22 protein-coding genes and 1 pseudogene are annotated in these 23,750 nt (G+C 64.7%); 11 read left to right on the forward strand and 12 right to left on the reverse strand.

Annotated elements, in window-relative coordinates; translation table 11 throughout:
• Positions 1 to 96: 96 nt before the first annotated feature.
• The 3 genes and pseudogenes from R3P95_RS18090 to R3P95_RS18100 all read left to right on the forward strand — a co-directional run bounded on the left by R3P95_RS18090 (position 97) and on the right by R3P95_RS18100 (position 2,730).
• Positions 97 to 1,272 carry an acyl-CoA dehydrogenase family protein gene (locus R3P95_RS18090; protein WP_317533253.1) on the forward strand — a complete coding sequence of 392 codons (1,176 nt, stop codon included), beginning with the start codon at positions 97 to 99 and terminating at the stop codon, positions 1,270 to 1,272.
• A gap of 6 nt (positions 1,273 to 1,278) precedes the next feature.
• Positions 1,279 to 1,914 (forward strand): GntR family transcriptional regulator, encoded by a 636-nt coding sequence (locus R3P95_RS18095; RefSeq protein WP_255183170.1) that lies wholly within the window; start codon positions 1,279 to 1,281, stop codon positions 1,912 to 1,914.
• Between the two features lie 29 nt (positions 1,915 to 1,943).
• Positions 1,944 to 2,730: pseudogene (locus tag R3P95_RS18100) on the forward strand (oxygenase MpaB family protein).
• Between the two features lie 8 nt (positions 2,731 to 2,738).
• On the opposite strand, the gene R3P95_RS18105 reads toward R3P95_RS18100, so the two are convergent.
• From R3P95_RS18105 to R3P95_RS18115, 3 genes are read right to left on the reverse strand one after another with little or no spacing between them, the layout of a single operon-like run.
• Positions 2,739 to 5,105, reverse strand: a complete 2,367-nt coding sequence (locus tag R3P95_RS18105; protein WP_317549059.1) for an FdhF/YdeP family oxidoreductase — start codon at positions 5,103 to 5,105, stop codon at positions 2,739 to 2,741.
• A 48-nt stretch (positions 5,106 to 5,153) separates the two neighbouring features.
• Entirely contained in the window at positions 5,154 to 5,414 is a 261-nt protein-coding gene (locus R3P95_RS18110; protein ID WP_032379982.1) for an acyl-CoA-binding protein, read from the reverse strand.
• Positions 5,415 to 5,441: 27 nt separating this feature from the next.
• The gene (locus tag R3P95_RS18115) at positions 5,442 to 6,014 is read right to left on the reverse strand and encodes a TetR/AcrR family transcriptional regulator (RefSeq protein WP_317549060.1); all 573 of its coding nucleotides are present in this window, start codon (positions 6,012 to 6,014) and stop codon (positions 5,442 to 5,444) included.
• A 23-nt stretch (positions 6,015 to 6,037) separates the two neighbouring features.
• Between R3P95_RS18115 and R3P95_RS18120 the strand changes: the two genes are divergently transcribed.
• Complete coding sequence (locus R3P95_RS18120; protein ID WP_317549061.1) at positions 6,038 to 6,970, forward strand: oxygenase MpaB family protein; 933 nt, start codon at positions 6,038 to 6,040, stop codon at positions 6,968 to 6,970.
• Positions 6,971 to 6,999: 29 nt separating this feature from the next.
• Entirely contained in the window at positions 7,000 to 7,782 is a 783-nt protein-coding gene (locus R3P95_RS18125) for an alpha/beta fold hydrolase (protein WP_300519867.1), read from the forward strand.
• Positions 7,783 to 7,836: 54 nt separating this feature from the next.
• Here the strand turns inward: R3P95_RS18125 and R3P95_RS18130 are convergent, their stop codons facing one another.
• Positions 7,837 to 9,153, reverse strand: a complete 1,317-nt coding sequence (locus tag R3P95_RS18130) for a class I SAM-dependent methyltransferase (protein ID WP_094638728.1) — start codon at positions 9,151 to 9,153, stop codon at positions 7,837 to 7,839.
• Positions 9,150 to 10,595: an FAD-binding oxidoreductase gene (locus R3P95_RS18135; RefSeq protein ID WP_188078772.1), complete on the reverse strand. Its 1,446-nt coding sequence runs from the start codon at positions 10,593 to 10,595 to the stop codon at positions 9,150 to 9,152. Before R3P95_RS18135 ends, R3P95_RS18130 begins: the two co-directional genes overlap by 4 nt.
• Before the next feature lie 257 nt (positions 10,596 to 10,852).
• Between R3P95_RS18135 and R3P95_RS18140 the strand changes: the two genes are divergently transcribed.
• Positions 10,853 to 11,287, forward strand: a complete 435-nt coding sequence (locus R3P95_RS18140) for an SRPBCC family protein (protein ID WP_068050479.1) — start codon at positions 10,853 to 10,855, stop codon at positions 11,285 to 11,287.
• Here R3P95_RS18140 and R3P95_RS18145 read toward each other — a convergent pair.
• The gene (locus R3P95_RS18145; protein WP_317549062.1) at positions 11,284 to 11,943 is read right to left on the reverse strand and encodes a hypothetical protein; all 660 of its coding nucleotides are present in this window, start codon (positions 11,941 to 11,943) and stop codon (positions 11,284 to 11,286) included. The genes R3P95_RS18140 and R3P95_RS18145 overlap by 4 nt on opposite strands.
• A gap of 115 nt (positions 11,944 to 12,058) precedes the next feature.
• Here R3P95_RS18145 and R3P95_RS18150 point away from each other — a divergent pair, with 115 nt between their 5' ends.
• From R3P95_RS18150 to R3P95_RS18160, 3 genes are all read left to right on the forward strand, one after another.
• Positions 12,059 to 12,394, forward strand: a complete 336-nt coding sequence (locus R3P95_RS18150; protein WP_094638725.1) for a YbaB/EbfC family nucleoid-associated protein — start codon at positions 12,059 to 12,061, stop codon at positions 12,392 to 12,394.
• A gap of 3 nt (positions 12,395 to 12,397) precedes the next feature.
• Positions 12,398 to 13,006: a recombination mediator RecR gene (recR, locus tag R3P95_RS18155; RefSeq protein WP_032379989.1), complete on the forward strand. Its 609-nt coding sequence runs from the start codon at positions 12,398 to 12,400 to the stop codon at positions 13,004 to 13,006.
• A 126-nt stretch (positions 13,007 to 13,132) separates the two neighbouring features.
• Entirely contained in the window at positions 13,133 to 14,140 is a 1,008-nt protein-coding gene (locus R3P95_RS18160; protein ID WP_317549063.1) for a type IV toxin-antitoxin system AbiEi family antitoxin domain-containing protein, read from the forward strand.
• Positions 14,141 to 14,172: 32 nt separating this feature from the next.
• Here the strand turns inward: R3P95_RS18160 and R3P95_RS18165 are convergent, their stop codons facing one another.
• From R3P95_RS18165 to R3P95_RS18175, 3 genes are all read right to left on the reverse strand, one after another.
• Positions 14,173 to 14,883 carry a type 1 glutamine amidotransferase gene (locus R3P95_RS18165; protein WP_317533244.1) on the reverse strand — a complete coding sequence of 237 codons (711 nt, stop codon included), beginning with the start codon at positions 14,881 to 14,883 and terminating at the stop codon, positions 14,173 to 14,175.
• Positions 14,876 to 16,138, reverse strand: coding sequence for a Mur ligase family protein (locus R3P95_RS18170; RefSeq protein WP_300519845.1), 1,263 nt, complete (start codon positions 16,136 to 16,138; stop codon positions 14,876 to 14,878). Before R3P95_RS18170 ends, R3P95_RS18165 begins: the two co-directional genes overlap by 8 nt.
• Positions 16,139 to 16,324: 186 nt before the next feature.
• Positions 16,325 to 17,221 carry an EamA family transporter gene (locus R3P95_RS18175; protein ID WP_317533243.1) on the reverse strand — a complete coding sequence of 299 codons (897 nt, stop codon included), beginning with the start codon at positions 17,219 to 17,221 and terminating at the stop codon, positions 16,325 to 16,327.
• A gap of 72 nt (positions 17,222 to 17,293) precedes the next feature.
• Here R3P95_RS18175 and R3P95_RS18180 point away from each other — a divergent pair, with 72 nt between their 5' ends.
• Positions 17,294 to 18,196: a LysR family transcriptional regulator gene (locus R3P95_RS18180; RefSeq protein WP_317549064.1), complete on the forward strand. Its 903-nt coding sequence runs from the start codon at positions 17,294 to 17,296 to the stop codon at positions 18,194 to 18,196.
• Here the strand turns inward: R3P95_RS18180 and R3P95_RS18185 are convergent.
• From R3P95_RS18185 to R3P95_RS18195, 3 genes are all read right to left on the reverse strand, one after another.
• Positions 18,174 to 18,551, reverse strand: coding sequence for an SHOCT domain-containing protein (locus tag R3P95_RS18185; protein ID WP_094638721.1), 378 nt, complete (start codon positions 18,549 to 18,551; stop codon positions 18,174 to 18,176). The two genes, R3P95_RS18180 and R3P95_RS18185, sit on opposite strands and share 23 nt — an antisense overlap.
• Positions 18,552 to 18,684: 133 nt before the next feature.
• Positions 18,685 to 20,496, reverse strand: a complete 1,812-nt coding sequence (gene leuA, locus R3P95_RS18190) for a 2-isopropylmalate synthase (protein ID WP_317549065.1) — start codon at positions 20,494 to 20,496, stop codon at positions 18,685 to 18,687.
• 151 nt (positions 20,497 to 20,647) lie between these two features.
• The gene (locus R3P95_RS18195) at positions 20,648 to 22,324 is read right to left on the reverse strand and encodes an FUSC family protein (RefSeq protein WP_317549066.1); all 1,677 of its coding nucleotides are present in this window, start codon (positions 22,322 to 22,324) and stop codon (positions 20,648 to 20,650) included.
• Between the two features lie 160 nt (positions 22,325 to 22,484).
• On the opposite strand from R3P95_RS18195, the gene R3P95_RS18200 reads away from it, so the two are divergent.
• Entirely contained in the window at positions 22,485 to 23,750 is a 1,266-nt protein-coding gene (locus tag R3P95_RS18200; protein WP_283347343.1) for an aspartate kinase, read from the forward strand.

Raw genomic sequence — 23,750 nt, forward strand, 5'->3', positions numbered from 1 at the left:
ACATATATTTGATGTGATTCAATGTTGTCCAGGACACACTATGCGTCCGATTCGGTTGCTACAACCCCCGCCGCCTCGATGTGCAGGAGCCGATTCATGAGTATCGATCTCACCCGGGAACAGACCGCGTTCGCCCAGGCTGTCGCGTCCTTCTGCGCCAAGGAAGCCGGTACCCGCGCCCAGCGGGACGCGCTCACCGAGCACGGGAAGCACACCCACAACCAGGCGCTCTACGACAAGATGGCCGAGCTGGGCTGGCTGGGTGCGATCATCTCCGAGGAGCATGGCGGGGCGGGCGGCAGCACCGTCGACCTGTGCATTCTTCTCGAAGAATCTGCCAAGGCCATGGCTCCCATCGGCGGCATCGGACCCACCCTGATCACCGGTGCGGCCTACGAGAAATTCGGCACACCCACACAGAAGGAGACCGTTCTCGGCGGCATCGTCGCCGGGCGGAGCTATTCGATCTCGATGTCCGAGCCCGAGGCAGGCTCGGACGTCGGCAACCTCAGCTGCCGCGCCGAGAAGACCGACACCGGCTGGCTGATCAACGGCCAGAAGACCTGGTGTTCCAATGCGCACTTCGCCGATCGGATCCTGCTCGTCGCACGCACCGGCAGGAGCGGAGCCGGCGGAGCGACCCAGGGAGGCAGAGCGGGTGGGAAGCACGAAGGCCTGACGATGTTCGACGTTCCGGCCGATGTCGAGGGCCTGAACATCGTCGGCATCGACACGATGGGCGGCAAGGAAGTCAACGATTTGTACTTCACCGACTGCGCGCTGCCCGAGGACGCGGTGGTCGGGGTGGAAGGGCAGGGGTGGTCTCAGCTGATGACCGGTCTGAACATCGAGCGCCTCATTCTCGCGGCGATGATGCTCGGTACGGCGCAACGAGCATTCGAAGACACACTCGACTTCATCACCCAGCGCAAGCAATTCGGACGGCCCGTCGGAACGTTCCAGGCACTACGGCACCGCATCGCCGATCTGGCCACCGAGATCGAGTGCGGACGGCTGCTGGTCTACCACGTGGCTCGGTTGGTCGACGAGAACCCGACGAAACTCTTCCCGCGCGAGGCATCGATGGCCAAGCTCAAGCTCACCGAGACCGCCAAGAAGGTGGCGCTCGAAGGCATGCAGATGATGGGTGGCTACGGCTACGCCACCGAGTTCGACATGGAAAAGCATGTCAGGACGACTCTCGTGTCCTCGATCTACGGCGGTACCAACGAGATTCAGCGCGACATCATCGGCAAGACGTACGGACTGTAGGTCATCGTGTTGCGTCGTCGACCACAGCTCGCGGAGGATGTCGCCGCCAGTATTCGCCAGCAGATCGTCACGGGTGCGCTCGAGCCAGGGGCATTCGTGCGAATCGACGAGACGGCGGCGGAGTTGGGCGTCAGTGCCACTCCGGTGCGCGAAGCACTCGTTTCGCTGCGCGGGGAAGGGCTCGTCGAGCAGGTGCCTCGACGCGGCTACCGCGTCGGTGAGCTCTCGCGCCAGGATGTGGACGACATCTTCTGGCTGCAGGGGACCATCGCCGGCACACTCGCCGGTCGGGCCGCTCGCAGCATCACACCCGAGCATCTGGATCGGCTGACCGCACTCAACGACGGTCTCCGTGACGCCGTGGCCCGCTCGGATACCGAATCGGTTGAGTACTACGAGTTCGAGTTCCACCGATTCGTGAACAAGATCGCAGGCGGAACCAAGTTGGCGTGGTTCCTCCTCGGTGCGGTCAGATACACGCCGCGGTTGTACGCGACCGACAAGCGATGGGGTGAAGATGCAGTGCGCAGTCACGAAGAACTGATCGAGGCCTTTGCGCGACGCGATGTCGAGGCCGCCGACGACGTGATGCGTCGACAGTTCCGGCAGTGGGACATCGGCGCGGAATCGACGCCGTCGTGACCGGCGATCCGGATTTTCTGCGCAAGTCCATGACCGGGCTGGGGCTGCTCGCCGGCTCGGCGAACGTCATCATGCAACTGGGGCACCCGGCCGTTGGGTACGGAGTGTTCGAGAGCCGGGTCGAATCCGGACAGATCAACCGGCACCCGATCAAGCGCACCCGAACCACGTTGTCCTATCTCGCCGTCGCGGGTATGGGCGACGACAAGACCAAGGCCGCATACCGCAAGGCGACCAACCGATCTCATGCAGCCGTGAAGTCGACGCCGGACAGTCCGGTGAAGTACAGCGCCTTCGATCCCACCTTGCAGCTGTGGGTGGCGGCGTGCCTCTACCGGGGTCTCGAGGATGTGTACGTCGCCTTGTACGGGCCACCCGATCCGGGACACCGTGGACGAGATGTACCAGGCATGCCACGTCCTGGGCTCGACGCTTCAGATGCCACCCGAGATGTGGCCCGCAGATCGAGCAGCCTTCGAGAAGTACTGGGACGCAGCGCTCGACGACATTCCTATCGACCCGACGATTCGACGCTACCTGCACGGCATCGCCTCGGCCACGTTCACCAAGCCGGCTGTACTGCATCCGCTGATCGGGCCGTTCTTCCGCTTCGTGACGACCGGATTCTTACCCCAGCGATTCCGGGACGAGATGGAATTGGCCTGGGACCCGGTCAAGCAGAGACGGTTTGCGCTGTTGCTGCGCAGCGCGTCCCTGCTCAACCGGATATCGCCGCCCGTCGTGCGCGCATTTCCGTTCAACATCCTGCTCCGCGATGTCGAGCGTCGGATGCGGTCGGGGCGAGCACTGGTCTAGTTCGAGCCTCAGCTCAGGTGATGCGGCTGCGGGTGCGACTTGTGCCCCTCGTCCGATCCCTCGTTGTCCTGATGACCGTTCGCCGTACCCTGCACGCCTGTTCCCGCCGGAACCATCGCGATGATGACCGACTTCGAGGTGGGGGTGTTGCTGTGCAGCGCAGTCGAATCCAGCGGGATCAGCGGATTGGTTTCGGGGTAGTACGCAGCGGCCGACCCACGCGGGGTGTCGTACTCGACGATGCGGAACGACGGCGCGCACCGATCCACGTCGTCGTCGTCCCACTTGGTGACGAGGTCGACTATGTCGCCGTCGCGGAAACCGAGCGCCGAAATGTCCTCTCGGTGCACGAAGACGACGCGTCGGCCGTTCTCGATGCCGCGGTAACGGTCGCTGAGTCCGTAGATGGTGGTGTTGAACTGATCGTGGCTACGCAGCGTCTGCAGGATCAGATGGCCCGGCGGAACCTGCAGCACATCGATCGGTGAGACCGCGAATTCGCCCAGGCCGCTCTTGGTTTCGAACGTCCGGCTGTCGCGCGGCGGATGCGGAAGCACGAAGCCGCCGGGGCGTCGAACATTGACCTCGTAACCCTCGCAACCGGCGACGACGCGGGAGATGTGCTTGCGGATGTTGCGGTAGTCGTCGCGGAAACCCTTCCAGTCGAGACCGTATCGGTTGCCGAGTGTCGCCTCGGCGATGCCGCTGACGATCGCGACCTCGGAACGAAGGAACTCGCTCGCGGGCTTCAACGGTCCGCGCGAGGAATGCACCGAGCACGTGGAGTCCTCGACCGAGATCCATTGCTCACCACTGGCTTGCACGTCCTTCTCGGTGCGTCCCAGAGTCGGCAGGATGATCGACGTCTCGCCGCAGACGAGGTGCGAGCGGTTGATCTTGGTGGAGATCTGCACCGTCATCCGCATCTTGCGCAGTGCCTCGAAGGTGACGTCACTGTCCGGAGTCGCCTGGACGAAGTTGCCGCCGAGGCCGAGGAAGAAGTGCGCCTTACCGTCGCGCATGGCCCGGATGGAATCGACGGTGTCCAAGCCGTGCTCGCGCGGCGGCTCGAAGTCGAATTCCGCAGCCATGGCGTCGAGGAAGGCCACCGGCGGGCGTTCCCAGATGCCCATCGTCCGGTCGCCCTGCACGTTCGAGTGGCCGCGCACGGGGAGCAGCCCGGCACCTGCCCGGCCGATGTTGCCCTGTGCGAACGCGAGATTGGTGACTTCCTTGATGGTCGCGACGGCATTGCGGTGCTGCGTCAGACCCATGGCCCAGCAGAAGACCGTTGCCTTGGAGTCGCGCAACATCTCGGCTGCCTCGGTGATCTGCGCTACCGACAGTCCGGTCACCTCGGTGACGAGATCCCAGTCGACCTCGGCGACGTGCGCCTTCCATGCGTCGAAGCCGACGGTGTAGTTGTCGAGGAACTCGTGATCGAGTGCATCCCACTTCACCAGCAACGAGCCGATGGCCTGGAAGAGTGCAAGGTCGCCGTTGATCTTGATCGACAGGTGCAGATCCGACAGGTCCGTTCCCGGGCCCACCATGCCCCGCGGGGTCTGCGGGTTCTTGAAGTTCAGCAGACCCGCTTCGCGAAGTGGGTTGATGGACAGAATCTTTGCGCCGTTCTGCTTGGCCATCTCGAGGGCCGAGAGCATGCGGGGGTGATTGGTTCCGGGATTCTGACCGGCGAGGATGATCAGTTCGGCATTGTGGACGTCGTCGAGCGTGACGCTGGCCTTGCCGATGCCGATCGATTCCTGCAGCGCGATGGACGTCGACTCGTGACACATGTTGGAACAGTCGGGCATGTTGTTCGTGCCGAACGCCCGGGCGAAGAGCTGATAGGTGAATGCGGACTCGTTCGAGGCGCGACCCGAGGTGTAGAAGATGGCCTCATCGGGACTCGCGAGGGACTTCAGCTCATCGCCGATCAGGCGGAATGCGTCGTCCCACTCGATGGGCTCGTAATGGCTGCCGCCGGGCAGCTTGATCATCGGGTGCGTGATCCGGCCCTGCTGGCCCAGCCAGTGTTCGGTGTGGCTGTCGAGTTCGGCAATGCTGTGCTGCGCGAAGAACTCCGGCGTCGCCCGCGTCGTCGTCGCTTCCTCGGCAACGGCCTTCGCGCCGTTCTCGCAGAATTCCGCTGCGTGCCGGTGGCCCGGATCGGGGTCGGGCCACGCGCAGCTCATGCAGTCGAAACCCTCGGCCTGGTTGAGCTTGAGCAGCGTCTGCGCGGTGCGCTTCGGGCCCATGTGCCCGAGCGCTCGCTTCATCGACACTGCGACGGCGACGGGGCCTGCCGCGTGGGTCTTCGGCTTTTCGATGTCGAGCTCGGCCTCGTCGACGTCGCTGTCGGTGCGTCTCATGCGGGTCCCTTCGTTGCGTTACCCCCGCACTCGACCATAGCCGTTGGCTCAGCCGGCGAGGAGCTTGGTCACCAGATCCACGTACTGCTGCTTCGCCGAATCCTGGCTCGTACCTTCGAGCTTCGCCCAGGCATCGAACTTCGCTCGGTTCACCATGTCCAGTCGTCCGGGCCGCTTACCCGACGCGTCACCGATCGAACCCTGCTTGTAGAGCGAGTACAGGCTCAGTAGGTCGTCGTTGCTCGGCTTGGACGTGAGCTTCTTGACGTCTACCTGCGCGTCGGCGAACGACTGGTCGAGATCGGACATGAAGAACTCCTTCGGTTAGAGGTGGTGTCATCCTCGCACGGAGGCCTCGGAAATCAGCCGAATGCAGTGCGCCACGAGGGCTTCGCGGGTGACGGTGAGCGTGCCGTCGAGATAGCCGATGAACAGGGCCGTCAACGCCCCGACGGTTCCGACGGCGATCAGCTGTCTGTCTTCGGTGGCGGGCAGTTGGGAGTGCACCAGTTCGACGAAGCCAGGCAGGAGATCGAGGCCGCGTCGGCTCAGTGCCGGTTCGGCCAACGGCGCGATGAGCAGCACCCGTCCGGTTCGCGGCTCGTCGATGATGAGTTCGACGAATGCGCGTACCGGCGCGGCGATGGTGTCCTCGGCAGTGCTCGCCTGCATCACGGCGTCGAGCAAGGCGCCCTGTGCTCTGGTGCCCACCCACGCGTACACCGCGCGGACGAAGGCGTCGCGGTCGGCGAAGCTCTCGTAGAAGTACCGCTCGGTCAGGCCGGCGGTACGGCAGACGGCCCGCACGTTGACCGCCGGACCGTCCGGCGAGCCGAGCAGCTCGACCCCGGCCGCGAGCAACGCGTCGTAGCGCTTGGATCTGCGTTCCTCCAACTGTTGACTACGCATGTTGTCAACCCTAGTCTGACAACATGCGTAGTCAGCCCGATCGACCCGTCCCGCTCGGTCCCGATTCGCTCACCTGGAAATACTTCGGCGACTGGCGCGGGATGCTGCAGGGCGTCTGGGCAGGGTCGATGCAGAACATGCACCCAGGGCTCGGAGCCGGGGTCGAGCAACACTCCACGTTCTTCGACGAGCGCTGGCAGCGCCTGTACCGGTCCCTGTACCCCATCGGTGGGGTCGTGTTCGACGGCGATCGGGCCGAGGAGACCGCACTGCAGGTCCGCGGCTATCACACGAACATCAAGGGAATCGACTCCAAGGGCCGCAAGTACCACGCGCTCGATCCCGACACGTTCTACTGGGCGCACGCCACCTTCTTCATGGGCACGGTGCTCACTGCAGACCACTTCATGGGCGGGCTGACCGAGGCTCAGAAGGTGCAGCTGTTCGACGAGCACGTGCAGTGGTATCGCCTCTACGGCATGAGCATGCGGTCGGTGCCTGCCACCTGGCCGGAGTTCCAGCAGTACTGGGATCACATGTGCCGACACGTGTTGGAGGACAACATAGCCGCCCGCGGGGTGTTGGACCTGTCGAAGCTGGGACCACCGCCGTATGCGGCCTGGCTGCCCGAGCCGATCTGGGCCGTGTTCCGGCGTCCGGTGGCGAAGTTGTTCGTCTGGATCACCGTCGGGCTCTACGACGAGCCGGTACGCCGACTCCTGGGCTACAGCTGGTCTGCCCAGGACGAGAAGCGCCTGGCGCTGTTCGGCAAGGCAGTGAACCTCGTGTTCGGGTTGGTTCCGCCTCGACGGCGACTGCACCCGCGAGGCCGCGCCGGATGGGACCGTGCTCGGGGCCGGATCGACCCGACGTCACCGCTGGTCCATACGCCGGCCCGCAATCTGCCGCCGGTGGAACGCCGCACGGACCCGTCGCACTACAGCCCGAAGGTGTAGATCGGCGCGCTCGGGGTACAACGCGGGGTATGTACAACGTCAGAACCGGCACCGGAAAGCCCCTGGTCCTCGTCCACGGTCTCGGTTCCTCGCACCGCAACTGGGACCCCATCGTGCCCGCCCTCGCCAAGCACCGAGAGGTCATCGCCCTCGACCTACCAGGGTTCGGGCAGACTCCGCCCCTGGCCGAGGTCTCCATCGCGACGTTGACCGACGCGTTGCGGGAATTTCTCGACAGCGAGGGGCTGTCCGACGCCGATCTCGTCGGAAGTTCGATGGGTGCGCGAATGGTCGTCGAGCTGGCCCGCCGCGGTCACCGCGGATCCATGGTGGCGCTCGATCCCGGCGGGTTCTGGAACGACCGGCAGGTCAAGATCTTCGGGGCCACGATCACCGCATCGTTGGCGCTGATGAAGAACGTGCAGCCGCTGGTACCGTTCCTGGCCGGCAACCCGGTCACCAGAACTGCTGCACTGGCGCAGTTCTCGGCTGCGCCCTGGAAACTTCCGAGTGGGCTGGTCGAGCAGGAGCTGAAGGGTTTCTCCTCCAAGACATCGCCTTCGCTCGACGCCGCACGCAAGGCGCTGATCCACGGGCCGAAGCAACAGGGTTCCCCGAAAGGTTCCCTGCAGGGCTCGCTGCTCATCGGCTGGGGCCGTCAGGACAAGGTCACCACGCCCAGCCAGGCCACAGTGGCGTTGGAGCGATTCCCCGACGCCACCCTGCACTGGTTCGACAAATGCGGACACTTCCCGCACTGGGATCAGCCGACCGAGACCGCGCGGGTCATCCTGCGGGGAACGGGTCGCTGACGCTCCCATGTGCGCGGAACCTCGTAGCAGGGGTCGAGTTTCCGCTCACAAGCGTCAGCCGTTCCACCAAGGCCGCAGGGGGACGTCCGCCTGCCCCTTCGGTCCGAGTTTGACGGCCAGAACCTGGTGCAGCTGAACCACATTGCGCTCGAATCCCAGACGAGAGCCGGCCATGTACAGGCCCCAGACGCGGGCTGTTCCCTCACCGGCTTCGGCGACGCAGGCGTCCCAGTTCTCGACGAGGTTCCGGCACCATCCGGCCAGCGTCAGGGCGTAGTGCTCGCGCAGGTTCTCCTCGTGCCGAACCTCGAGTCCAACGTCCTGGATCTCGGTGATGATGCGGCCCGACCCGGTGAGTTCGCCGTCGGGAAAGACGTACCGGTCGATGAAGCTGCCGGCCTTGGCGTGTGCGCGATTGTCCGGCCGGGTGATCGAGTGGTTGAGGAGCCGGCCGCCGTCGCGCAGCTTGGACTGGATGAACGTGAAGTACGACGGGTAGTTGTGCACGCCGATGTGCTCGGTCAGCCCGATGGAGGAGATGGCGTCGAAGTTGGTCTCGGGCACGTCGCGATAGTCCGAGAAGCGCACCTCGGCCAACTCTGACAGGCCCTCGTCGGCGATGGCCTGCTGTGCCCACGACGCCTGCTCCTGGGAGAGCGTCACACCGATCACCTTCACTCCGCGGCGGGCGGCGTAGCGCACCATCGAGCCCCAACCGCAGCCGATGTCGAGCAGGCGATCACCCGGTTGCAGGCCGAGCTTGTCGAACACCAAGCGATACTTGTTCTCCTGTGCGGCTTCCAGCGACTGATCGGCGCTCTCGAACGCCGCGCAGGTGTACGTCATGGAGGGGCCGAGCACCTTCTCGTAGAAGGCATTGGACACGTCGTAGTGATGGTGGATCGCTTCGGCATCGCGAGTCTTGGAGTGGCGCAGACCTTCTGCGATGCGACGCCACCGCGGAATCGCTTCCTGGGGTGGGGGAGCGATGGGCCGCAACACATCCCAGCCGAGCGAACGGGCGATCGATGTCAGCGTCATCGCCGAGGGCCGACGGAAGTGCAGCTCGTCGCCCATCAGCGCCAGCAGCTCGTAGGGGTCGCCCGGATGGACTCCCGTTGCTTCGAGATCGCCCGAGACGTACGCGCGCGCCATGCCGAGATCGCCGGGAGCGGTTGCGAGATAGGTGGTTCCGCGGGGGCTCTTGAGGTTGAGGCCGATTCTCGCGTCCTCGGGTCCTGCGGTGCTGCCGTCGTAAGCGGTGAAGCGCAGTGGGATGTTGCCGTCGGAGATCAGTTCGAGAATCTCGGAGATCTTGAGCTTCTGGGCACCGTTCACCGTGCGATTGCCGGAGTCCTTGAACGTCGTCATCTGCGTTGCACCGCCTTCGAGTACAAATCCAACAATCGGGATTCGGGATCGTATTTCTTCTTCAACACTTCGTATCGATCGCCGCCGTACAGAACGGCGAATTCATGTTCGGTGTAATAAGCGTCCGAGTACAGCGATTTATGCCCGTCGAACTCGGTGACCTTCTTCTCGATGGCGCGGTTCGCGGCACCCTCTGGTTCGCCTGCAACGATCGGGACCGAAGACCAGAAGCCGATGTTGACGTATGTGCGTTTGGGCTCGAGCGGGTACAGCGGCCACGGCCTGGCCGGATTTGCGCCCGGTGCTGCGGGCTCACGAAGACGTAAGGGACACAACCACAACGGCTCGATCGGGATGTTGCCGAGGAACCACGCCACGAAGCCTGCGGTGTGCTCGATCGGAACCTCGACATCCTGCACGACGCGTTCGCGCGGCGGATTTCCTTTGCGTTTCTCGAGTCGATCGCCGATGTCGTACTTACGATCGAGACCGATGAGCTTCCAGTAGAAACTACTGCGCCGGTACTTGCGCGGCCAGAAGCGTCGGATTCTCGGGTTCTGTGTTCCGAATGCGCGGGAACACCAGAACCAATCGGTGTCCCAGCGCCACAGGTAGTCGTGAATGGTGAGGCGGTCGGTCTTGGGTGTATCCGACGCGTGCTGGATCGATCGGTAGAAGATGTCGGCACCGGTGTAGTCGCTGACCGGGCCCGGTTCGTCGGTCTGGACGCCGAGGGTGAGGTAGCTTTCGTCGGCGCTGAAGACCACACCGTCGAGGTACTGGACCTCGATGCCGTCGTACTCGCGCTGCGCGACGATTCTGTCCATCGTGGACTGCAGGGTCTCGAGATCGTGAAATCGCAGGTGGCGCAACGCGACATACGGCAACACGGGTTCGAGCTGGATCTTCAACCGAGTGGAGTAGCCGAGGGTTCCGTACGAGTTGGGAAAGCCCCAGTAGAGATCTGCGTGTTCACCCTCCGGTGTTGCGGTGACGATCTCGCCGCTGCCGGTGAGGACATCGATCTCGAGCACCGATTCGTGGGGAAGTCCGCTACGAAACGACGTGGACTCGATGCCGAGTCCGGTGACGGCTCCGCCGAGGGTGATCGTCTTGAGCTGCGGGACGACGAGGGGTGCCAGGCCGTAGGGAAGCGTCGCGTCGACCAGGTCCTCGTAGGTGCACATTCCGGCGACATCTGCTGTGCGCGAGGCGGGATCGACGGTGATGACCTTGCTCAGGCCCGACACGTCGAGCCCCGGTGTGGTGGTGGTCGTCCTGGCCCGGAACAGGTTGGACGTCTTCTTCGCCAGACGCACCGTCGCATCGGCGGGAATTGCGCGATAGCTGCGAAGCAGCTGCTCGACACCCGACCGGTGCGCTGCGTAACCGCTCTCCCTCGGTTCTGGCCGTCGTCCGAGAAGAGCATTCACTGAAGCCACACTCAGACGCTATATCTCGTACCGCGTGGTATCCACCGGCATCGGCGTCCGACCGGTGAAACTTCACGCAACTGTTGCCGAATCTCCGCGGAGAATCGGAGTAAATCGGACAAATGGTTGCGTCATGCATGTGTTTTGCGGGATCAGAAATATGTGTGTGAAGCACATCACACACGGTCCGGCGGGATGCCGGCCGCGCGTGCGCGGCGAGGCAGTATGGACGCACATCCCGTTCGCTATCGAAGGAGAACGTTTCCGTGGCTCAGGTCAGTGCATCCAGTTCCGCCACCATCGCCACCACACCGGATCGAGTGCTCGCTGCGCTCGCCGACTACGAGACGGTGCGCCCACGCATCCTCCCCGAGCAGTACCGCGACTACGAGGTGGTCCAGGGCGGGCAAGGAGACGGAACCGTGGCCACATGGACCCTGCAGGCCACCGAGAAGCGAGTGCGCAACGTCGCCGCGACCGTCACCGTCGCCGGATCGACCATCACCGAACGCGACGCCAATTCCTCCATGGTCACCACCTGGTCGGTCGCCCCGGACGGCGCGGGCACCACGGTCACCACGACGACGGAGTGGAAGGGTGCAGGCGGCATCGGCGGATTCTTCGAGAAGACCTTCGCACCGCTGGGACTGAAGAAGATCCAGGCCGCGACGCTGGAGAACCTGCGCCGCGAGTTGATCTAAGCCTGCTCGAAGTCGGGGGCCTCGATGAGCTCGAGTGTTCCGACGACCACGGTGCGCATCGACCACAGGAACATCCCGTCGGGTCCACGGTCGACCGTGTCGTAGGCCCCCGGCAATGTATCGAGGTCGGTGCGCGCCGCGATCGCGTCGTCGTACTCACGATCGCGTCGAGCAGAGTTGTAGACCATCTCGGCCAAGGCCAGCGCATGCTCGCAGACAGTGATGACAGCCCACGTCGCCTGCTTCGGAGTGAGGTCGTATCGAGTTCGATAGCGCGTCTGCACCGAGTCGGCCATACGGATCGCGTCGATCGAGCTGGGAGTCAGGCCGATCAGATACTCCGCGATGCCCGGGTTGGAGTGAACCAGCTCGCGCATCGCGGAAGCGAGTGTCAGCAACGCGTCGTGCATCGATTCGTCGTCACCGGGAAGCGGAGGCGACCACCTGCGCAAAATCTCCTCCGCCACGAGCGCCTTGAGGGAACCGAGATCGTCGATGTTGTTGTAGATCGCGACGATCGACACGCCCAGGCTTTCGGCCACCGACTTCACCGACACCTTCGGCAGCGTCAGCGCAATACCCGCCTCGGCCATGGTCTGAGGCGTCACCCGACGCTTGCGAGGGGAGCGACCCTCGGGGTTCGTCGGTTCGTGCATCCGAGGATGGTACGCGCCTCAGTTGTGACGCATCCTCAGCTGTGTGGCGCGGCGTCCGCGAACCTTCGTGCGACTACGCTGGGGATCGCTTCGACCCACGCGAGAGGACGACACAGTGCAACCCGGTGAACAGCCCGACATGGCATCGATCCTGCAGCAAGCCCAGCAGATGCAGCAGCAGCTGATGGCGGCGCAGGCCGAGATCGCGGAAACCGAAGTGACCGGCCAGGCGGGCGGTGGCCTCGTGGTCGCCACCGTCAAGGGAACCGGTGAGGTGGTCGGACTGACCATCGACCCAAAGGTCGTCGACCCGAGCGACGTCGAGACGTTGCAGGACCTGGTGATCGGCGCGATCGCCGATGCGTCTCGCGCGGCTCAGGCCGTCGCGAGCGAGAAGATGGGCCCCCTCGCTGGTGGTCTCGGTGGCATGCCCGGCCTGCCCGGGTTCTAGGCGGTGTACGAAGGTCCGGTTCAGGATCTGATCGACGAACTAGGCAAGTTTCCCGGGGTCGGTCCGAAGAGCGCTCAGCGCATAGCTTTTCACCTCCTGGGCGTCGAACCTCCCGAGGTGGATCGGCTCATGCGCGCGCTGCAGCGCATTCGCGACGGTGTGCAGTTCTGCATCGTCTGCGGCACGGTCTCGGACAAGGAACTGTGTCGAATCTGCGCGGACTCGCGTCGTGACAGATCCATGATCTGCGTCGTCGAAGAACCCAAAGATGTTCAGGCCGTGGAACGTACGCGAGAGTTCAAGGGCCGCTACCACGTGCTCGGTGGGGCACTCGATCCACTGAACGGAGTGGGGCCGGATCAGCTCCGCATCCGAGAGTTGTTGACTCGTGTGGGAACTCAGGACGACGGCGTCGACGTCACCGAAGTCATCATCGCCACCGACCCCAACACCGAGGGCGAAGCCACTGCCACGTATCTGGTGCGCATGATGCGTGACTTCCCCGGCCTGGCCATTACCCGCCTCGCCTCCGGCCTGCCGATGGGCGGAGACCTCGAATTCGCCGACGAGTTGACGCTGGGCCGCGCGTTGACGGGGCGTCGGCGCATGTAGAGCGGCTTCGCCGCACGTGCACGAAACCTCGTAGCAGGGGTCGAGTTTCCACTCACGACCCGAGGTTATGCACAGCCTGTGGATAGATTCTGACGTGGGCGCTGGAAACCGGCCATCCTGAGGGCCATGAGGACAAGACCAGCGGGTACCTGGCAGCGATTATTGGACGAGCAGCACGGAATCATCACCACGAAACAGATGCATGCGTTCGGCGTCGGCAAGGATTCGATCAACCACTACGTGGAAACCGGGCAATGGCTGAAAGTGTTTCGTGGCGTCGTCTCGTTGACCAATGGGCCGCTGACTCGTGAGATGCAATTGTCTGCGGCGCTGCTGTACGCAGGGCGGGGAGCGCTGCTCAGTCACACCACCGCCGCGGAGGAATGGGGGTGGGTTCGGCCTGGGGCAGGCCCGGTTCACGTCACCGTTCCCTACGGATGCTCGGCCACCAGCAAGCCGCCGACGATGAGACACGCCAAGCAGAACTTCACCTCGGAAAGCAACGAACAAATCCATCCCGGCGTTGTCGTCCACCGTTCCCGAGCCATGGGACACATCAGTGTCGAGACGAATCCGGCGCGAACGAGCGCTGTCGATACGGTCCTCGATCTCGTTGTCGCAGAGCCGACGTCGAGGCAAGCGACGATCACATTGGTCTCGGCGATGTCTTCGGGTGGCGTGAACGTCGCGGCCATGACGAGCAAGGTCGAAGTCCGGCGACCGATGCGCTACCTCAAACCGATTCTGCACACGCTGGCTCTCATGCGCGACGGAGTCCATTCTGCACTCGAATACCGTTACGTACTCGACGTCGAGCAGGCACACGGTCTGCCGGTCGGGCAGCGGCAGGCCCCGGTATTCGTTGACGGCCGACAGCTTTTCGAGGACATTCGCTACCAGATCTGCGACCTCATCGTCAGGCTGGACGGCCAGGCCTTCCACTCTGCCAAGCAGCGGCGATTTCGCGATCGCAGACGTGACAATGCCGCGGAGCTGAGGAACCTGCCGCGGTTGATGTACGGCTGGCACGAAGTGGCCGACGACCCGTGCGGTGTGTACCGCGAGGTCCGCGAGGTGCTGGTCAGAGAGGGTTGGACCGACGCGTCGTATCCGTGTGACCGTTGCGCCTTGTGAGTGGAAGTTCGTAGTGGGCTACGAGTTTTCGTTCACGTGCGGCGCAGCCGCTCCTTGCGCAGCTCCGCAACCTCCGGCAGCTCGAGTGGAGCGAGAGTGGTGCCCAATGCACGCTCCAGCAGATAGTCCGCCAATTCCGGGTTCCGGGCGAGAACCGGGCCGTGCATGTACGTGCCGATCACCGAACCCTGCACGACGCCTTCGCGTCCGTCGCCGACACCGTTGCCGACACCGTGGGTGACCTTGGCCAACGGGGACGCATCCAGGCCGAGAGTCGTTCCGCCGCGGTGGTTCTCGAAACCGGTGAGCTTCTGAGTGAGTCCTTCGAGCGCGGGTTCGGTGACGACTTCACCGATCGAACGCGTCGCCTGCGGTGCGGTGGTGACGTCGAAGAGCGAGATGCCGTCGACGCGTTCGCCGGCAGAGGTTTCGTACCAGTGGCCGAGGACCTGGATCGCGGCGCAGATGGCGAGCACGGGCGCTCCGCGGGCAGCGGCGTTCTGTAGTCCGGGGTATCGGGTGAGGTGACGCGTCGCCAGGCGTTGAGCCGAATCCTCGGCTCCACCAAGGGTGTACACGTCGAGTGAATCGGGGACCGGATCGCTGAGGGTGATCTGCACGACCTCGGCGTCGATGTCTCGCATCCGAAGCCGCTGACGAAGAATGAGCGCGTTGCCGTTGTCGCCGTAGGTGCCCATCACATCGGGCAGGACCAGACCGATGCGGACGGTGGACTCAGACATTCTTCACCTCACGTGCCAGCGCGCGCCCGAGGTCGCGGAACGCAGTGTAATTGGCAAGCACTTCGACGCGCCCCGGCGGACAGGACGCGATGGCCTGCAACGGATCTGCGATGGTGGTGTGCTGCGAGCCCGCGTACAGCAGGCGAACTCCGAGGTCGGTCGCGCGCTCACCGGCGGCGACGACGGCGACGTTCTCGAAATGCTCGAAGCGGACATCCCACAGCCACGACAGGTCTTCACCGTCGGGTACCTGCCCGTTGACGGCGATGACGAGGCCATCGCAGGTGGGGTCGATCATCGACAGCGCCTCCTGCCAGCCGGCAGGGTTCTTCGCGAGAAGCATTCGGACGGAATGGGATCCGTACTGGATGGTGGAGTAGCGTCCGGCGACTTCGTCGACGCTCGACGCGGCGGCGACGGCATCTTCCGCGCTCGCGCCGAGGGTCACTGCGGCGGCCACGGCCTGAGCTGCGTTGCCGCGGTTGGCTTTTCCTGGCAGTGACAACGTCATCGGCAGGACGAGTCCGTCGGGCCCGTAGAGATTCTCGTCGTCGAGCCACCAGTCCGGCGTCGGGCGCTTGAAGTCGCTGCCGGTGCTGTACCAGTGCTCGCCCTCCCACAGGATGGGCTCGCCCGTGCGCGGGCAGCTGACCGAATCGCCTGCCCATCCACCGCCGGCTGCGACCCAGACGACGTTCGGTGCGTCGAATGCTGCCGAGGTGACGAGGACGTCGTCGCAGTTGGCGATGACGACGGTCTCGGGATGCCGGGCCAGTCCGGCGCGCAGTTTGCGTTCGATCATGTTGATCTCGCCCACGCGGTCGAGCTGATCGCGACTGAGGTTGAGCAACACGATGGCCGCCGGTTCCACCTCGTCGGAGACATGGGGGACGTGCAGCTCGTCGACCTCGAGAGCAGCCAGTTCGGCATCGAAGTGAGCATGCAGGGCCGCGACGATGCCGGCATCCATGTTCGCGCCGTCGGCCTGGGTGGCGACATCGCCCAGGGTGGCCAGGGCAGCGGCCGTCATACGCGTGGTGGTGGACTTGCCGTTGGTGCCGGTGACGATGACGGTGCGTCGTCCGCGACCGAGCCCGCCGAGGATGTTCGGATCGATCTTGAGGGCGACGAGTCCGCCGATCATCGATCCCTTACCTCGACCCGCTTTGCGAGACGCCCAGGTCGCCAGCTCCGCCGCGCGCAGTGCCACACGGCCACGTGCACCGATACGTCTGCGCTCACCCACTTCAACCATCCGCCGAGTCTGGCACAGAAGAGCGTGCAGTTTCACGTCGGCGGTTTCTACCCCTCGGTCATTCCGCAGGCTCCACTCCCGCTACCCCCGGGTCGTTCCGCAGGCTCCACTCCCGCTACCCCCGGGTCGTTCCGCAGGCTCCACTCCCGCCCTATTGGGTCATTCCGCAGGCTCCACTCCCGCCTCTCACACCGGTGCTTTCTCCCGAACTTCGACCGACCTTCGCACGGCCATGCCGCCGAGGCATCCGCCGATCACGACTACTCCACCGATCAGTGCGAGCACGGACGGGTTCTCGCCCAGGAAAATCCAGGCACCGGCGATTCCGACAACGGGAACCAGCAGTGAGAACGGCGCGACCAGTCCGGCGGGGTTGCGGCTCATCAGGATGCTCCAGAGACCGCTGCCGATGATGGTGGCGGGAATCACGATGTAGGCCAACGCGACCAACCCTGGCCAGCCTTGCGGACCGAACGACTCCGTCAGCGCATGCCAGCCGGTGCTCGGGCCCTCGAAGATCGCGGACAGCGCCAGCATCGGCAGCGGCGGAACGACGGTCATCCACAGCATCAGCGTCATCGGCGAATCGGACTTGGCGAGTCGGTTTCCCAGATTGCCGAACGCCCAGCCGAGGCCGGCGAGGAGGGTGAGGATCACCGGGAGCAGGGAGGCGTTCTGGGCGCGGTCCCATCCGATCAGGACCATTCCGAGGACGGCGACCGCGATGCCGATCGCCTGTCTGCGAGAGACGTGTTCGCGCAGCAGAACAGCGCCGAGAACAACGGTGAACGGGGCGGACGACTGCAGCACGAGTGACGCCAATCCGGTGGGCATGCCTGCTGCCATCGCCGCGAACAGGAATGCGAACTGCAGGAATCCGAACCCGAAGCCGTAGAGCAGCAACCACTTCAGCGGCACTTTCGGCCTGGGGACGAACAGGACGACCGGGATGGCGATGACCAGGAAGCGCAACGCGCCGAAGAAGAACGGCGGAAAATGATCGAGTCCGATGCGAATGGCGAGGAAGTTCAGTCCCCACAGCACGGCGACGGTCAATCCGAGGAGGCGGTCGCGAGTGGTCATGGCGTCCATCGTGTCCGCTGCAAATGATCAGCACAATCGAATATATCCGCATCAACAGTTAAGATTTACTGCATGAATGTCGAGCGGTTGCGGATCCTCGCGGAACTCGCCGACCGTGGAACTGTCGCAGCGGTGGCCGACGCGATGTCGATGACCCCCTCGGCGGTATCCCAGCAACTCAAGCTGCTGGCCAGGGAAGCGGGTGTGACGCTCCTCGAACCGGACGGTCGCCGGCTCCGACTGACCGACGCGGGACGCGCTCTGGTGCTGCGTACCGACGAGGTGCTCGCTGCGGTCAGCCGCGCTAGAGCCGAGATGGATCGGTACCGTGCGTCCCCGCGGGGACGCGTCCGAGTCGCGCTGTTCCCGTCCGGTGCTGCTCTGCTGCTGCCCGGGGTGCTGACGCGGTTGGGTAACTCGGACGTCGACATCGAGGCACGCGACGAGGACCTGCCTGCATCCTCGGTGCTGGAACTGTTGGCCGACTACGACGTGGTGCTCACCCACCGCGACGAGCGGGCCCCGTCGACCGCAGGCCCGCGCATCGAAGTGACGACACTGATGCGTGAGCCCATCGATCTGGTGCTCCCGCCCGGTCATGGTTTGGCGCAACACGAATCGATAGACCTCAGGGACCTGGTCGACGAACGGTGGATCAGTGTTCGCGGCGGTTTCCCGGTCGACGACGTGCTGCTCTCGGTAGCCGCGGCCACCGGCGTCGAACCCCGAGTGGTCCAGCGAGTGAATGATTTTCGCGTCACCGAGGTGTTGGTAGCGGCCGGTCACGGCGTGGCCCTGATGCCGCGGTACGCCGTGGTGCATCCCGGTCTGGTGCGTCGAGAACTGTCCGGCGTTCGGGCCGGGCGCATCTATGAACTCGCGACCAGGCCCGACGCTCGACGCCTACCGGCAATCGCTGCCGTGCTCGACGCGTTCCGGGCGGAGGCGGACCTCAGGACAGAGCTTTGGCCTTGAGCGTCCTGAATTCGTCCTGATCGATGGTTCCGTTGTCCAGCAACGTCTTTGCGTGTGCGATCTCCTCGGATGCGGACCGACCGGCCACTTCTTTGATGTAGTTCTCCTGCTGGTCCTTGGCGTGCTGCAGGGCGGCAACCTGGCGCTCGGCCATGTTGCCGCCGTTCACGATGAGGTAGATCAGCGCGGTGAAGAACGGCGCGATGATGAGGAAGAGCACCCACGCGGCTTTCACGAGCCCGGATGCTTTGTGGTTTCGGAAGAGGTCTCCGATGATCGACAGCATCACCATGAGGTAAGCCACGAATGCGAAACCGACGATGAGAAGCCAGAGAAAATCCCAGAAAGAATCCATGGCGAACTTCCATTCCCTAAAGTGCCCCGACGGCAGGTTCATTGTCGCACGCGGCGTACCAGCTGAGCGTCGATAAACAGCGAAAAGCCGCCCATTCGTGATGAATGGGCGGCTTCGCGTCGAGCAGAGAAATCTACTTCAGTGCACGGTTCACGGCCGAGACCACGGCGCGCAGTGATGCGGTGGTGATCGAGGTCGCGATGCCGACGCCCCAGACGGTGGTGGCGACACCGGCGGGTGAGGTGACCGAGGCCTCGACGTAGGCCGCAGCCTGGGCGTCGTCGCCGGCGGACATGGCGTGCTCGGAGTAGTCGAGGACGCTGACGTCGTATCCGATGGTGGACAGTGCGTCGACGAACGAGGCGAGGGGGCCGTTGCCGGATCCGGAGATCTCCTGCTCCACGCCGTCGACCTTGACCGTCGCGGTGATCGTGTCGGTGCCACCGTCGTGCTCGGCCGCGATGACCGACTGCTTGATGCGCTCGAGGGGGCGGATCGGGGTCAGGTACTCCTCGGCGAAGACGTCCCACATCTCCTTGGGCGAGACCTCGCCGCCCTCACCGTCGGTGATGCGCTGCACGGCCTGGGAGAACTCGATCTGGAGTCGACGCGGCAGGTTCAGTCCGTGATCGGACTTCATGATGTACGCGACGCCGCCCTTGCCGGACTGCGAGTTGACGCGAATGACGGCCTCGTAGGTGCGACCGACGTCCTTCGGGTCGACGGGCAGATACGGGACCTGCCAGGTGACGTCTCCGATGTCCGAACCCTGCTCGTCTGCAGTGACTTTCATCGCGTCCAGGCCCTTGTTGATGGCGTCCTGGTGGCTGCCGGAGAAGGCGGTGTAGACCAGGTCGCCGCCGTAGGGGTGACGCTCGGCGACGGGAAGTTGGTTGCAGTACTCCACGGTTCGACGGACCTCGTCGATGTTGGAGAAGTCGATCTGCGGATCGACACCGCGGGTGAACAGGTTCAGCCCGAGCGTGACCAGGCAGACGTTGCCGGTGCGCTCGCCGTTGCCGAACAGGCAGCCCTCGATGCGGTCCGCACCGGCCTGGTAGCCGAGTTCTGCTGCGGCAACACCGGTTCCGCGGTCGTTGTGCGGGTGCAGCGACAGCACGATGCTGTCGCGGCGATCGAGGTTGCGACTCATCCACTCGATCGAGTCGGCGTAGACGTTGGGTGTCGCCATCTCGACGGTCGCAGGCAGATTCAGGATCAGGGGCTTGTCGGGCGTGGGATCGATGATCGCGGTGACCGCGTCGCACACCTCTTTGGCGTAGGACAGTTCGGTGCCGGTGTAGGACTCGGGGGAGTATTCGTAGCGCCAGTCGGTATCGGGGAACTTGGCTGCTTCTTCGAGGACTTTTCGGGCACCGTCGGTGGCGATCTTCTTGATGACGTCACGCTCGGCCCGGAACACCACCCGGCGCTGCAGGATGGACGTCGAGTTGTAGAAGTGCACGATGACGCTGCGGGCACCCTCGCACGCGACGAAGGTGCGCTCGATCAACTCGGGACGGCACTGCGTCAGCACCTGGATGGTGACGTCGTCGGGGATCGCGCCGTCCTCGATGATCTCGCGGACGAAGTCGAAGTCGGTCTGGCTGGCCGACGGGAAGCCGACCTCGATCTGCTTGTAGCCCATGCGAACCAGCAGGTCGAACATGCGACGCTTGCGGGCCGGGCTCATCGGATCGATCAGCGCCTGGTTGCCGTCGCGCAGATCGACGGCGCACCACTGCGGGGTGCGATCGATGATCTTGTCCGGCCACGTGCGGTCGGGAAGGGTGACGTGCTCGACCTCCTCGGCGAACGGCCGGTAACGGTAGGTCGGCATCGAGGAGTTCTTCTGGGTGTTCCAGGCGGGCTGGTCGCTTGGTGCGGGCCGCGAGGGCGGGGTGATGGTGCGAGTTCCCGAGGTGAATGCGTCGGCTGGTGACATGGTCTTCGTCTCTCCGTACAGATCAGAGCAATGTGTTCGACCGGCGCAACGAACCCCGCGACGGGAAGCCAGTCTGGTCTCAGACCCCGTCGCGGCTGTTAAGAAGGAGAGCTCGCAGCATGGGCTGAGTGTACTACCGCGCGCCGACCGCCTACCCCAGGGTTGACGAGTGGAATTCTGCAGTTGCTGCATCGACTCTGCGCTGCCAGTGCCCGATGTCATTCATTCGTCCGACGTCGGTGATCGTCCAGCAGTGCGCGAGGAGTTCGTACCCGAGGCGATCGACCTCGGCATGCTGCGACCACACCCCATGAGCCCACCGCCGATCGTTGTGTGCGGCCTCGGCACCGGCCAACGCGGACCCGACCAGCTCGAACTGGACGTCGCGCCGGGCGGTGAGAGCGCTCGATCCGGCGACGTCCTCGGTGCGCAACACCGTCAGCAGATCGGCGCTGAGCGTCAGGACTCGGCCGTCGGACCACTGCAATGCGCGCCTGAACGCCCCGGGAAGCAGCAGCCACAGCGCAGCGAAGGCCAGAGCGACGCCCACCGTGGTTTCCACGATCCGGTCCACGACGATGTCCTCCAGGACAGCTCCCGGATGTGTCAGTGTCCCCATCAGCAGGGCGAGCGGCGTGATGAACGTGACGGCCAACCCGTAGTTGCGCGCCACCGAGACCTCGATCGCGAACTGCAACACCATCAACACCACGATGACGGCCAGACCGGTCAGCGGCGAGAGGAAGATGGCGGAGAACAGGGCCACCCCCGCGAGGGTTCCGCCGAGCCGCTGCAGGCCCCGATACGTGCCGTGCACCCGGTCGGGACCCTGTTGCAGCACCAGGACGGCACCGAGTATTGCCCAGTCCGGACGGCTCAGATCCAGCGCGACGCTGATCCCGCCTGCCGCCGCAGCCGCGCAGAAGACCCTGATCGCCGTGGACGATGCGTGTGAATCTCGATGCAACGACCGGCGCAACCGGTAGGCGATGCTCGGCCTCGCCAGTGGCAGCTGATCCGACACCGAGTCGACTGCCTGGTCGGCATCCATGCTTCGAGAGGTAGTGGCCGCGAATGCCCGATGGGCGTCGAACAGCCTCTGCACCAGCACCGGCCTCGACGACAACCGTGCGGCACCTGCGTCGTACACGGCGGCCCAGGCTGCGTGCAGACGCGCGGCCGCGACGTGACGATCGGCGGCAGACGGCGTCTGCGAGCTCGTGTATTTCTCGATCGCGCCCACCGCTGCTCCGACGGCCTCGCGCTCGGGTCCTCGCGGATCCCACAGCACCCCGGACATCGACACCAGTAGCGCCGACGCGACGCCGATCGCCGCGCAGACCGCTCCGTGAACGGCGCCGATGCCGGCCCCGGGGATGTACGACGACACCGCGCACACCAGCACGAAGAAGAACGCACCCGGCGGTCCGAGTCGCAGCGCAGCGATGACGTAGACCGCCACGAGAGCCAGGAGCGAGAGCAGGGTCACCGGGATCATCTGCGCCCATCCGGTGCTCCCGAGATCGAGCGCCACCTGCCCGGCCGTCGCCCCGAGCCACACCGACGCCACCAGTGCGCCGCCCGCGGTCAGGACGACCCACCAACGCGAACGATAGGGACGCCCCTCGCCGTAGATGACGGCGAAACTTCCCGAGACCACCAGCAGGGCCTCGGTGTGGAACCCGAGAACCCACGCCGCGATCGCGGGGATGCCGAATGCCAGAGCCGAGCGCAGTCCACCCGGCCAGCGGCGGCCGACGGCAGGGAGCCCGAAGAGCACCCGCAGACCTCGCGGGGGTGGGGGTGGGCGGTGCTCGGGAAGGGTCACCCGAACATGTTAGGTCAGGCGTATCCGCAGGCGAACCGCCCTAAAGTCCCAGCTCGGAGCTACCCGGCCCACTGCTCGGGGTGCCGGATCGGTAAGGTGACCCCGGAACATTTCCCCGACATTCTCGTGATCGTCGGCTATCCAGCGGAGGTAAACACGCGTGGCTCTCATCGTCCAGAAGTACGGTGGATCGTCGGTGGGGACCGCCGAACGTATCCGACGCGTCGCTGAACGAATCGTCGAGACCAAGAAGGCCGGCCACGACGTCGTCGTGGTCGTGTCGGCCATGGGCGATACCACCGACGAACTGCTCGACCTGGCCCAGCAGGTGTGCCCGGCCCCGCCGGCCCGCGAAATGGACATGCTGCTGACCTCGGGAGAGCGCATCTCCAACGCTCTGGTCGCGATGGCCATCCACTCGCTCGGTGCCGAGGCGCGCTCGTTCACCGGCTCTCAGGCAGGCGTCGTCACCACCAGCGTGCACGGCAACGCCAAAATCATCGACGTCACCCCCGGCCGCGTGCGAAGCGCACTCGACGAGGGCTCGATCGTTCTCGTCGCTGGCTTCCAGGGTGTCAGCCAGGACAGCAAGGACGTCACGACGCTCGGTCGCGGTGGGTCCGACACCACCGCCGTCGCGCTCGCCGCAGCCCTGAACGCCGACGTCTGCGAGATCTACACCGACGTCGACGGCATCTTCACCGCCGATCCGCGCATCGTGCCCAACGCCCGGCATCTCGACACCGTCTCGTTCGAGGAGATGCTGGAGATGGCTGCCTGCGGTGCCAAGGTGCTCATGCTGCGCTGCGTCGAATACGCGCGTCGCTACAACGTTCCTGTTCACGTGCGCTCGTCGTACACCACGAAACCCGGAACGATCGTCTCCGGATCTATGGAGGACATTCCAGTGGAAGAAGCAATTCTCACCGGCGTCGCACACGATCGCAGCGAGGCGAAGGTCACCGTCGTCGGTCTGCCCGACACCCCCGGCTACGCCGCCAAAGTGTTTCGCGCCGTGGCAGATTCCGAGATCAACATCGACATGGTGTTGCAGAACGTGTCCAAGATCGACACCGGCAAGACCGACATCACCTTCACCTGCCCCAAGGCCGACGGCCCGACTGCAGTGGAGAAGCTCACCAAGCTCCAGGCCGAGATCGGCTTCGCTCAGGTGCTCTACGACGACCACATCGGCAAGGTCTCCCTCGTCGGTGCAGGCATGAAGAGCCACCCCGGCGTCACCGCGACGTTCTGTGAGGCCCTCGCCGACGCCGGCATCAACATCGACCTGATCAGCACCTCGGAGATCCGTATCTCGGTGCTGTGCAGTGACACTCAGCTCGACGAAGCAGTGCGCGCGCTGCACGCCGCCTTCGATCTGGGCGGCGACGAAGAAGCCGTCGTACACGCAGGAACAGGACGATAG

It is taken from the genome of Rhodococcus cercidiphylli, assembly GCF_033042225.1.
Lineage (GTDB): Bacteria > Actinomycetota > Actinomycetes > Mycobacteriales > Mycobacteriaceae > Rhodococcoides.